Genomic DNA, 12,264 nt, shown 5'->3' with positions numbered 1-12,264 from the left:
AGTCCTTAGTCAGACAACAACTATCTGAATTATAGCGATAAAGAAAAAAGTGAACAGATGCAGCGCTTTAAAAAAGTGAAGCCGCTGAATGCGGCTTCACAGTTCTGAGTTAAAACCGGGGTTACTCCGTCTTAAACTTGTTCACCAGTTTATTCAGTTCATCAGCTGCATCATTGAGCGACGCCGCATTCAGCTGAGCCTTCTGGGCCACACCGTCCACCTTCTGGGTATCTTCGTTCACCTGCTGAATATTTCGGTTGATCTCTTCTGCCACCAGGTGCTGCTGCTCGGTTGCCGTTGCGATCTGCGTGTTCATATCGTGAATTGACGAAACAGATTCAAAAATCCCCTGGAAACGCTCATTGACCGATTCCGTCACCTGAACCGTATCCTGAGAAGCGGACAAACTGCTCGCCATCTGCTCGGAAACCTGTTTGGTGCGGTTCTGCAGTCTCAGTACCAGGGTATTGATCTCCTCAGTGGAATCCTGTGTACGTTTTGCCAGTGCCCGGACTTCATCCGCGACCACCGCAAAGCCACGACCCTGTTCGCCAGCCCTGGCCGCCTCTATGGCTGCGTTAAGTGCCAGCAGGTTGGTTTGCTCCGCAATACCCTGAATGGTCTCAAGGATCAGTGTGATTTCCTGGCTGTCACTTTCCAGTGATCCGATGGTCTCTGATGATACCTGGAGGAAATCAGCCAGCTGATTCACGCTCTGCACCGCATTGGCAATATCGGCCTGTCCCTGATTCACCAGCTCCTGACTCTCATTTGCCGCTCCGGCCGCTGAAGTACATAAAGTCGCGACTTCATTGGCAGTCGCTACCATCTCGTTAAACGCCGTAGAGACCATATCCACTGCCTGATACTGTCGGGTAGAGACCTCGGCCAGATCCTGAGACACAGTGCCTGCACGGCCTGATGACTCACGCATTGACTCCCCAGCAAGGCCAATCTCATTGACCAGGTTACGGATCGCTTTCAAAAACTCATTGAAATACTTAGCCAGCTCACCGGTTTCATCGCTGGAGCGGATTTTCAGCTCTTTAGTCAAATCCCCTTCACCACAGGCAATCTCTTTAAGACCACTGGAGACCAGATTCAGCGGGCGTGCAATAAGCTGTGCTAAGGCCACCGCGCCAGCAATGAAAATAGCCGCCAATACCATAGCAATGACAATCATGTAATTAATCAAACTGCTGCTGGCCGCCATGACTTCAGACTTATCAATAAGACCAATAAATTTCCATCCCAGTTTCGGTGAAATCAGCACATTAGCCAGATAAGTCGTACCGCTGATTTCTACTTCAACCATACCGCCATTGGTTGCCGCCAGTGTCTGATAAGCACCGCCCAAATCGTTAATCGGCTTGAAGTTGTGCGCTTCGTTCGCCGCATCCACCAATACATTCCCCGAGCCCTCTACCAGCATCAGGTAACCGGTTTCTCCGAAACGGATTTTCTTCACTATGTCGGTCAGGGTTTTCAGTGACACATCAATGGCGACCACACCATCCAGACCATTACCTTTGTAGGTCAGTACATTACTCACAATGGTGGCATCATCCGGAGCCCAGTAGTAAGCATTGGTTCGGCCCACTGAACCCGGGCTGGACTTCGCTTTCTGATACCAGGGGCGTTGGCGTGGATCGTATCTGTCGGTGTTTTTCCCTTTTGGCCACTGAATATAACCACCATCAACGGTGCCCATATACACATACGCGTAACCGGCATGGGACTCCCCCATTTCCCGCAGCGCGCGGAACGCTTCGCGCTCCACCTGACCGTTTTGATCCGGAGTCATTTCAACCGACTCACTCTCCATGTACTGAGTGATGCTGGCGTCGACCGCCTTCAGTTCATAGCTTTGCGCCAGTAACTGAACATTTTGCTCAATGCCCTGCATATAAACAGACAGCGCATTATCGACCTGGGACATCTCACCGGCACTGCGTTGTTCAAACTGTTCCAGCGCCTGGGTGCGTACTTTGGATACAACTACTGCCGACACGACTAATACCGGAACAACCGTCGCTGCAACCAGAGCCATCATAAGTTTTGACTTTATATTCATACTGACTGTCTCATAAAACTGACTGACAAATATAACAATAGCAGTTACCCGTCAGAGTGCTTCCCCAGACAGGAACCATTATTCGGCAGGAACAGCTGGCCTCACGCACTACCTGCACCGTTGCCCCCTGCTGCGGCAGACTGTAACCAGAGTAAGGCGGCCAGTAGAGAGAGGTCAGATAAACCGTTTCACTGTGTACTGCAGCAGAAAACAGCAACGACCAAAACAACATCCACCGGTGAAGTGCCTTCATCGTTACTCCTCAGGCGTAATCAGCCTGATCGCTTTGCGATTTTCAAGGTTGAGTCCTTTCAACTGCCCATTCCAGTGCTTTTCGATCAGCTTATCTATCAGCCCTTTATCCAGGGCCCGTTCAAGCGCTTTTTCTATCAACCCGGTTTGCTGCTCATTGTTGAAATAGAATACAAAGTCGCGCTCATAAACCAGCATCAGATTCTGCTCAATATCCAGATGGGGATTAAGCGAGGCTTCTGCACTGATTTCATTCACGCCGCGTGGGAAATAGTTCACCCCACCCTGGGTACTGAGCATGTCGTACAGCGGACGCCAGTCTCCGTCCTTGGCGTAAAATGGCAGCTCATTGGCTTCCCAAACCTTTGCATCAAACCAGTTATCACCCAGGCCCGCGCGGAAACCCGTGTTTCTGAGGTCGTCAAGGGTTTCAATGCCGTCATACAAAGACTGCGCACCTTTTGGAATGAAAAACACCCGCTTACCAATCAGACCGTTGGTCAGGTTGACATCCACTTTCTGGTAGCGGGAGTCCCGATCATGATTTTCAAGCATCCAGATAGCGGAAATGGTGCCTTTGTTCAGCATGTCGATAAGACGTTTGTATGGAAGATGACGGGAAAGCGTAACGATTTCGAGCTCGATACCAATCTCTGCCAGAGACTGAGTCAGCAGATCATGAAAATAGAGGTGCGTATTATCGACGTAAGCCGGTAAGGTCAACGTCATGGTTGCCGGGTCATCCTGAGCTTTGGTTACCGGGCTCAGCATAATAATACATAGCCCCAGTATCCAGGCTGTGCAAAGTTTTTCAATCCTGGTCATCACGACTCCCTGGTGAAACGATCCATCTTCCAACGCATGTGCGTATGGATTTAGATTGCCTGCCAACCGGTCTGTTTGTCGTATTTCTGCTCACCTGAAAGCACAGGCATACCCAAAGTGTTGGAAAGATTTTATAACCTTGCAAGTTTTTGCCCGGCCTCCCGGTCCTGGTAATAGAGGTTATATGGGGCTATCGTCCTATAATCAGAATGAAAACAACAAACTGAAGTACATCCTGGCTGTTCGGAACTATAATGTGCCGCCAGGCCTGTCACACTTCAGGAACCGGATAATCAGAGAACGGAACAATCCATGAAAAAACTACTGTGTACTATCGGACTGGTACTTGGGTGCCAAAGCGTTATCGCCGCACCTTCCGGACAATCACCGGAACAATGGAATACAACGGTGCAACAGGCGCAGGGCCAGACGGTCTACTTTCATGCCTGGGGCGGAAGCCAGGAGATTAACCGCTATATCCAGTGGGCCGGTAAACAGCTCAAATCACGTTACAATGTCACACTTCGCCACGTAAAAGTAACGGACATTGCCGAAACCAGTGCACGTCTGCTGGCAGAAAAGACCGCAGGACGAACTGAAGGCGGCAGCGTGGATATGGTCTGGATCAACGGCGAAAACTTCAAATCCATGAAGGAAAATGAACTGCTGTACGGACCGTTTGTGTACGATCTGCCAAACTGGCCGCTGGTGGATAAGTCCCTTCCGGTTGAAACCGACTTTTCAGTACCAACCGATGGTCTGGAAGCGCCGTGGGGTGTGGGGCAGCTGGTGTTTATTTATGATCACCAGAAACTGAACAATCCACCACGTTCATTTGCTGAAATGCTCAGCTACGCTAAAGCCTTCCCTGGACGCCTGAGCTACCCACGTCCGCCTGAATTTCATGGCACCAGTTTCCTTAAGTCCCTGCTGATTGAACTGGTCAACAACGATGCCGCGCTGCAAAAACCAGCCGATCCGGAGACGTTTAAACTGGTCACCAAACCATTGTGGGATTATCTGGACCAGTTCCATAAAGTCGCCTGGCGTCAGGGCAAACAGTTTCCGAACGGTTCATCTCAAATGGCAGCCCTGCTTGACGATGGTCAGCTGGATCTGACCGTGACGTTCAACCCAAACTACGTCTATTCTGCTCAGGCGAACGGCACTCTGGCTGAAACCACCCGGGTATATGCACTGGACCAGGGCGCGCTGTCCAATATTCACTTCCTGGCCATTCCGTCTAACGCTACTGCCAAAGCCGGCGCCCAGGTCGCGATTAACTTCCTGCTCAGCCCGGAAGCTCAGTCACGCAAAGGGGATCTGAGCATCTGGGGTGATCCTTCAGTGCTGAGTAAAAAACATCTCAGCGGCAGTGCCGCCAAAACCGGACAGTTCAAATCCATCTCTGAACCACATCCAGGCTGGCAAAGTGCACTGGAAAAAGAATGGCTTAAGCGATACGGGAGCAATTGATATATGTACAGAGCAGAGAGTTAGACCATGTTGAGAATGTTGTACCTGCTGGTGATACTGGCATGTATTCTCCCCGTTGTACCCGGCATTGCCGGCGTGTTACCCGCTGCTCTCGGTTATGTTCCGGTCATCGGACTGACCGGATTCTCTGGCCAGGGCTTTACTCAGGCCCTGAGCTGGAGCGGTTTTCCGTCTTCTGTGATGCTGACGTTCAGCTCTGCGCTGCTGAGCTGTATTCTGTCCTGCGTGATGGCGTTTATCATCCTCAAAAACTGCTGGAACAGCCGGTTCTGGAAAGCCATTGAGTACACCCTCTCTCCGCTGCTGGCAATGCCACACGTTGCCTTTGCCATCGGCTTTGCTTTTCTGTTTTCGCCAACCGGTCTGGGAGCCAGGTTCGCTGAACTTATCGTCCCGTCAGTACAGACAGGATCTGATCTCCCGCTTTTGGTTCAGGACCCTTACGCTGCCGGACTCACCCTTGCGCTGGCTTTAAAAGAACTGCCTTTTCTTTTGCTGATGAGCATTCCGGTTCTGCAGCAACTGAAAACAGAAAAAGTACTCAAAGTCAGCGCTTCTCTGGGGTACTCCCCATCCGCTGCATGGTGGAAATGCATTTTTCCGCTCTGGCTGCGCAAAATACGTTTTCCCCTGTTTGCTGTTATCGCTTACAGCGCCGGTGTGGTAGACATGGCACTCATCCTGGGCCCCACTAATCCGCCCACCCTGGCCGTTCAGGTATGGCAATGGTTTAATGATCCTGAACTCTCGCTGCTGCCCCGGGCCGCCGCTGGCGCTGTATTTTTGTTTGGTATAACCAGCCTGCTGCTCCTTGTGGTCTGGGGGACTGAGTCCCTGCTCTGCCGCCGCTTTACATCCTGGCAATACTCAGGCAGCTGTTTGATATCAGAAAACCGCAGCAAATCTTCACTGCTGCAGAACAAAGGCCGATGGCTGTACGGCCTGGTGTTTGCCACCAGTTTCATCATCCTGCCGGTAATGATGCTGTGGAGTATTGCCAGGCGCTGGCGTTTCCCGGATCTGCTGCCCGGACGTTATACCGGTCAGTTCTGGCAGGATGAATGGCACGCGATTCTGTCTGTCTTAGAAACCAGCCTGCTTATCGCCCTGACAACCGCCTTTCTGACGCTCATTGCAGCGGTGATCGCACATGAGTACCGGTTACGACACCGTTTGTCCCTGCCCGATTATGTCATCGCCATTCCGATGCTGGTTCCTCAGCTCTCACTGCTGTTTGGTATTCAGGTTGCCAGTCTGGCCCTGACCCAGGGCAGCTACATGACCCTGGTGATCTGGTCACACGTGTTTTTCGCCTTTCCGTTTGTTTACCTCGCTCTGGATGGCCCATGGCGCAGCTTTGACAATGGCTATATCCGCGTGGCTTCCAGCCTGGGCAAATCCCCGCTCCGGGCCTGGTTTTCTGTCAAGCTGCCGCTGATGATGCCGGCACTGGTGTTTGGCTGGGCGATTGGTGCCAGCGTGAGCCTTGCGCAATATCTGCCGACCCTGATGCTTGGCGCGGGCCGGGTATCGACCCTGACCACAGAAGCAGTCGCGCTCGCCAGCGGATACGACCGGCGGGTTACCGCTATTTATGCTCTGTGGCAGGCTCTGTTACCATTACTTTTTTTCTCATTTGCACTGGTCGCTGCCCGCATCAGCCGCCAGCGCCGTATTCAAACTCAAGGGACTGCTTCACATGAGTCTTTGCCTGGAAAACCTCACCATCCGTAAACGCGATGGCGAGGCACTTTTTACTGATCTGAATGTCACCGTTGAGCAGGGCCGGATCCTGACGCTGATGGGCCCAAGTGGCTGTGGTAAATCAACCCTGCTTGATGCCATCGCCGGCCACCTGAGCGATGAGTTCACCATGCAGGGTACGGTTTCCCTGTCTGGCACGCGCATTGACACCAAACCGGCTCATCTGCGTAAAGTCGGGATCCTGTTTCAGGATGACCTGCTGTTCCCTCATCTGAATGTCTGGCAAAACCTGGCTTTTGCCCTGCCAAACACTGTCAAAGGCGAGCAGCGCCGCGAACAGGCAATGACCGCCCTGTCCAGCATCGGCCTGACCAGCCTTGCTCAGTCATACCCGGACCAAATCTCCGGCGGCCAGCGCGCCCGTATCAGCCTGACGCGAATGCTGCTGGCACGACCTGAATTGGCGCTGCTGGACGAACCTTTCAGCAAACTCGACAAAGATCTGCGCAGCCAGTTCCGTGACTGGGTAGAACAGCAGCTGAGGTCGGCGAATATCCCCGCCCTGCTGGTTACCCACGACCAGGACGATATTCCGGCTGATGGTCAGGTTCTTAACTGGCCATGGGAGACGGCCAATGCTTGACCGCTACGCGATTAAAGTAATACGCGCTCCGCTTGCGCTTGCCGCTGCGGGTCTCGACAGGCTGGGCCTGACCGCAAACCAGGTAACCGTGGCCGGATTTGTTATCGGATTGTTCAGTCTCCCGGCTCTTATCTGGCAGAACTATACGCTGGCACTGCTCTTCATTGCCCTTAACCGGATTGCCGATGGCCTGGACGGTGCCCTCGCAAGGCGTCAGGGGATCACTGATGCCGGGGGCTTTCTCGATATCAGCCTTGATTTTCTGTTCTATTCACTGGTGCCATTTGGCTTTGTACTGGCCGATCCAGACTCTAATGCAGTGGCTGGTGCATTCCTGATTTTCGCTTTTATCGGCACCGGATCCAGCTTTCTTGCTTTTGCGGTCATGGCCGGTAAACGCGGGATAGAAAATCCGGTCTACAAAAACAAATCCCTCTACTACATGAGTGGTCTGACCGAAGGAACCGAGACCATTGGCTGCTTCGTACTGATGTGCCTGTTTCCCGGCTGGTTTGCCATCATTTGCTGGGTGTTCGGCACCCTTTGCTGGTTTACCACCGGCACCCGGATTTGGAACGGTTATCACACCCTCAACCTGCCTGACTAAAATTCATTCAAAAGCTCACGAACTTAACAAATTAGCTATAGAAGCTTACAATTTTCTTTGTTACTGTCAGCCGTACCTTATAAATCATAATCTTATAAGGTACGCAAATAGAATAGCCCCAATTATAGCGTGCTTTTCTGAATCCCAATGTAATCCATTACATGCTGACAAGAGGTACCATGGAAAAGTTCAGGGCATTTGAGCTGCTGCCGAACCCGATCTGGATTTACGATTTCGACAAAAAAGCGATCATCGAGGCAAACAAAGGTGCGCTCGAATTCTGGGAAGCTGAAGATCTTTACCACCTTCGTGAAAGAAACATCAAAGGCTCTCTGACAAAAGCGGTAGACGCAACACTTAACCACTATCGCGGCCAGTTTGAACAGGAAAAAACTGTCCGGACCTGGTGGAACTACACCCCTAACCGTAAGCCCAAACGTGCCCTCTGTGAATTTTCCGGGGTCCGGCTCGACGACGGACGCATGGCGATGCTGGTCAGTGTACTGTCTGAAGAAGATGAACTGCGCCGTGAGCTGGCGTTTTCAAATGGCGGTAACCTCTGCCTGCTGTTTGATAAATACGGCAAGCTCGAAAGCTACAGCAATGCGGTTCACATGCTGTTTCGCAGCGATTACTACCACCTAAGCAAATTCGTCGGCTGCCGTGAGTCAGCAGAGAAGCTGCTCCGGATCCTGCCTGTCGAACAGAAAGTCCGCCAGGAGTTCAGCGCCTATCTGGGCGGCGCACAATACTACTTTGATATGACGGCGACCTGGCTGCCCAATGACGAACAGATCCTGGTCAACCTTGCCGACATCACCAGCAGTAAAAAACAGCTGTTCGATGCCCGCTTTAACGCCAGCCACGACTACCTGACAGGGCTGCTTAACCGGCGCGGCATGATTGATACGCTGTGTGACCTCATTCAGTCCAGCACCCCTTTCCAGCTGATTTTCCTGGACCTGGATGAGTTTAAAACCATCAATGACACCTATGGCTACATGAGCGGCGATGCCCTGCTTAAAGCGGTGGGCTCCCGTCTGACCCGGGTCGTCCCCGACAACTGCCCTATCGCCCGTTTTGGTGGTGATGAGTTTGTGATCGCAGCCCCGCATATCAGGGGGGAAGAGCAGCCCGCTCTGCTCACCCGAATTCACGAAGCGATGCTGCAAAACTTTACTCTTGATGAAACCGGTACGCTTTCAGTCACCAGCAGTATGGGCGCAACCCGCTTTCCGCGTGACAGCGCCAATATGGATACCCTGCTCAAACAGTCGAGCATGGCGATGCACCACGCCAAAGCCAAAGGCCGCAACCGGTTTGAGCTCTACACTGCCTCCCTTGCCGACAAGCTCAACCGTAAAGTGCAGATCCGCCAACGCATGAGCGCAGCCCTGAAAAGCAACCTGTTTGAACTCTATTTTCAGCCAATATGGGACTGCTGTAACAACCGCCTGTGCGGCGCAGAAGCCCTGCTTCGCTGGAATGACCCGGTTCTTGGTCAGGTCCGGCCGGATGAGTTCATCCCTATCGCTGAAGAGTGTGGCTGTATTGCAAAACTGGGCGACTGGGTACTGCAAAACGCCATCGCCCGACTTGCAGGGTGGCAGGACTGCCTCAGACAACCTTTTATCCTCAGTGTTAACGTGTCCCTGTTGCAACTTTCCGGGCAGTTTGCTGACCGAATCGCGGAACTGCTGAATCAGTACCAGGTTCCCACCGACCAGCTTGCTATTGAGCTGACCGAATCGTGCATGATGCAGCATTACTCTGAGGTACATCAGATCCTTCACCGAATCACAGACACTGGCGTCCACCTCTATCTGGATGACTTTGGTACCGGTTACTCATCCCTGTCTGTCCTGCAGGAACTGCCGCTCACAGTGGTGAAACTGGATAAAAGTTTTATCAGTAATCGCCAGCAAAACAGCTGCACCATTGTAAAAGCCACGCTGTCAATGTGCCGGTCCTTTAATATCAATGTGATTGCAGAAGGAGTGGAAACAGAGACCCAGCGTGACAATCTGCACGCACTTGGTTATCAATATCTGCAGGGATACCTGTACAGCCAGCCTGTGGCACCGGTGAAGTTTGAGCAAAAATATCTGAAAAGAGAAACGGAAGAGTTAGTGGCAGGTTAATACAGAAGAAAAAGAATCAGGCAGAGGGGGCCTTAACTGCCACAGTTAAGGCGTTCCCTGTAACATCAAATCAGGGTGAAGACACCCACAATCGCAGCAATCGAAAACAGACAGGTCCGGCTAATCAGACCAAACTCTTGTGGCTGAATCATCTCAGTTTCTCTCACAGGCTTTCTCCTTATTGTTTTGCTTCATCCTGGTAATACCCGGTACAAAACCTGAACCGGTATTAATCATATTATGAGCAGCACGTACAAACACCAAGCACATTAAGATGAACCTTTTATGACAAGTTTGAAACAAACCACACTGCATTAGGTAAACTCCACACTACACCCACCTTATATCACTGTTATCAATAGATTTTGGCTGTGTAAAATTCTCAGATAGACCTGCCTTGCCATTGCGGATATAACTGGTATCTGTACAATCAGGAAAAGCATGGAAGCCCGATGAAGTAACTAAGCGCGACCTCTCTTTTCACGCCCTGGCGCGTTGTTTTAAGAAGTTCACTCATCAGACTCATGCATTGAATTTTAATGCATTGATTTTTAAAGAAGTAAGTAAGATGAAAGCAGTAATTAACACCCTCCTTGAGAGCAAGCTCGCTGAGTTAAAAGCCACAATTGAACAGCAAAACCTTCCGGTCGAACTGACCATTGTTACCGTCGGTGATGATCCGGCAAGCCAGGTTTATGTACGCAACAAAATCCGCCTGTTCGAACAGCTGGAACTGCCTTGCCACCATGTCGTACTGCCGGAAGAAGGCACCACTCAGGCTGATCTTGATGGCCTGGCTGCACGCGCCACTCACCCTATTCTTTTCCAGCTTCCGCTGCCAAATGGCCTGGAAGCGCCTGATCTGCCTGCATCAGTTGATGTTGATGGCTTCGGCTCTGAAGCTCTGGGCAAACTGGTTCTGGGCGAAGCGCCGGTTCTGCCATGTACCGTTCAGGCTGCAATTGACATCATGGAAAACCACGTTGGCAAAGACGGCTTTGCCGGCCTGAAAGTCGCCGTTGTTGGCCGCAGCAACATCGTCGGTAAGCCACTGGCAATTGAGCTGATCAACCGCCAGAGCACCGTCGCCAGCTTCAACAGCCGCTCAAAAATGGCGGACGTTGACTGGGCGAAATTTGACGTGATCGTCGTGGCGACCGGCTATCACGGTACCCTGGAAAACACCCAGTTCCGTAAAGGGCAACTGGTGGTCGATGTGGGTATTAACCGCGTCAACGGTAAACTGGTTGGTGACATCAAACATCATGAAGACACCCAGTCTGAAGCTGCAATCACCCCGGTACCGGGAGGCGTCGGCCGCCTGACTTGCCTGCACGTACTGAGTAACGCTGTTAAGCTGATCGAGTACAACCAGGCCTGATAGTCTTTCCTCAAAGATTAACAAGCGCCCTCCTTTCCGGAGGGCGCTTTTTTTATTTGTAAGAGCGAAAACGTAACCAATCAAACCTTTTTCTTTGCCTGCCCCCTTGACCTCACCTTAAAACAGGCGCTTAATACCCGCCCAACCTGTAACAAAATGTAACTAAGAATGCAGAAAATAACTATGCTAAAAAAGTCTCTGACTCTGGCGGTGTCCGGCATCGCCCTTATTCCCTCACTTGCTCTTGCCTGGAACTCTCAGGGCCACGTCACCGTTGCTGAAATCGCTTATCAGAACCTGACACCAGCAGCCAAAGCTCAGGCAGATACCCTTGCGGAAAAAGCCTACAAAGCCCTGCCAGCCGATATTCAGGAGCGTATGAACGCATTCGAAGGTGCCAGCCTGTTTGCAAAAGTGGCGATGGCCCCTGATTACGTGCGCAAAGAGCCTGCAGAGAAAATCTGGGCACAGATGGGAGAAACCATCCCTGCTTCACTGAACCGCTGGGATGAGAAAGAAACCGGCGCGTGGCACTACATCAACCAGACCATCCCTGCTGACAGCAGCTGTAACTTCGTTCACGAGCCAAACATCAAACAAGTGGGCACCACTCTGTATCAGGAGCTGCAAAACCAGCCGCAGGCGGCCAACCTGATGTTCCTGGCACACTTCGCCGGTGACGCGCACCAGCCAATGCACACAACCAGCAAGAGCACCAGTGAAGAACAGTGCGTCAACAACCTGGGCGGCAACCTGTACACCCTGGACGTAGTACAAAAAGACCTGCACCACCTGTGGGACAGCGGTCTGGGCCTGCTGGATGAGCCACAAAACATCCATGATTTTGCGCAAACCCTTCAGCAGGCTTACCCGAAAGCTGAACTGGGCAAAACCGGTGACTTCAATACATGGCTGGCTGAAAGCTACAAATCTGCGGAGTATGGTTACAGTGTAACCATTAACGCCAAGCCAACTCAGGCCTACTACCAGCAGGGCACCGAGCTGACCAAACAGCGCCTGTCTCTGGCCGGTTACCGCCTGGCAGACATGCTGAACAGCACGTTCAAATAATCCCTCTCCTGTGCCCGCTTTGTTTAGCGGGCACTCTTTTCGTCCCTCGACCAGTTTGTTGCTCAGATC

The 12,264-nt window shown here is 51.9% G+C and carries 9 protein-coding genes; 7 read left to right on the top strand and 2 right to left on the bottom strand.

What is annotated here, in order from left to right:
- Window positions 1-121: 121 nt before the first annotated feature.
- A complete protein-coding gene (locus tag ACVB80_RS16820) occupies window positions 122-2,074 on the bottom strand; it encodes a methyl-accepting chemotaxis protein (protein ID WP_481082444.1) in 1,953 nt (650 codons plus the stop codon).
- Between the two features lie 255 nt (window positions 2,075-2,329).
- Window positions 2,330-3,151, bottom strand: a complete 822-nt coding sequence (locus ACVB80_RS16815) for a hypothetical protein (RefSeq protein WP_481082443.1) — start codon at window positions 3,149-3,151, stop codon at window positions 2,330-2,332.
- 312 nt (window positions 3,152-3,463) lie between these two features.
- Here ACVB80_RS16815 and ACVB80_RS16810 point away from each other — a divergent pair, with 312 nt between their 5' ends.
- The 7 genes from ACVB80_RS16810 to ACVB80_RS16780 all read left to right on the top strand — a co-directional run bounded on the left by ACVB80_RS16810 (window position 3,464) and on the right by ACVB80_RS16780 (window position 12,195).
- A complete protein-coding gene (locus tag ACVB80_RS16810; RefSeq protein WP_481082442.1) occupies window positions 3,464-4,627 on the top strand; it encodes an ABC transporter substrate-binding protein in 1,164 nt (387 codons plus the stop codon).
- A gap of 27 nt (window positions 4,628-4,654) precedes the next feature.
- Window positions 4,655-6,382, top strand: coding sequence for an ABC transporter permease (locus tag ACVB80_RS16805; RefSeq protein WP_481082441.1), 1,728 nt, complete (start codon window positions 4,655-4,657; stop codon window positions 6,380-6,382).
- On the top strand, window positions 6,348-6,995 hold the full coding sequence (locus tag ACVB80_RS16800; protein ID WP_481082440.1) for an ATP-binding cassette domain-containing protein: 648 nt from the start codon (window positions 6,348-6,350) through the stop codon (window positions 6,993-6,995). Before ACVB80_RS16805 ends, ACVB80_RS16800 begins: the two co-directional genes overlap by 35 nt.
- On the top strand, window positions 6,988-7,602 hold the full coding sequence (locus tag ACVB80_RS16795; RefSeq protein WP_481082439.1) for a CDP-alcohol phosphatidyltransferase family protein: 615 nt from the start codon (window positions 6,988-6,990) through the stop codon (window positions 7,600-7,602). The genes ACVB80_RS16800 and ACVB80_RS16795 overlap by 8 nt, the downstream gene beginning before the upstream one ends.
- Window positions 7,603-7,781: 179 nt before the next feature.
- Entirely contained in the window at window positions 7,782-9,743 is a 1,962-nt protein-coding gene (locus ACVB80_RS16790) for an EAL domain-containing protein (protein ID WP_481082438.1), read from the top strand.
- A gap of 568 nt (window positions 9,744-10,311) precedes the next feature.
- Window positions 10,312-11,124 carry a tetrahydrofolate dehydrogenase/cyclohydrolase catalytic domain-containing protein gene (locus tag ACVB80_RS16785; protein WP_481082437.1) on the top strand — a complete coding sequence of 271 codons (813 nt, stop codon included), beginning with the start codon at window positions 10,312-10,314 and terminating at the stop codon, window positions 11,122-11,124.
- Between the two features lie 183 nt (window positions 11,125-11,307).
- Window positions 11,308-12,195, top strand: a complete 888-nt coding sequence (locus ACVB80_RS16780; RefSeq protein WP_481082436.1) for a S1/P1 nuclease — start codon at window positions 11,308-11,310, stop codon at window positions 12,193-12,195.
- Window positions 12,196-12,264: the final 69 nt, after the last annotated feature.

It is taken from the genome of Vibrio sp. 9-16B-A1, from assembly GCF_056726165.1.
Note: the sequence above shows the minus strand (reverse complement) of the source record. Positions and strands in the feature narration are given on the sequence as shown.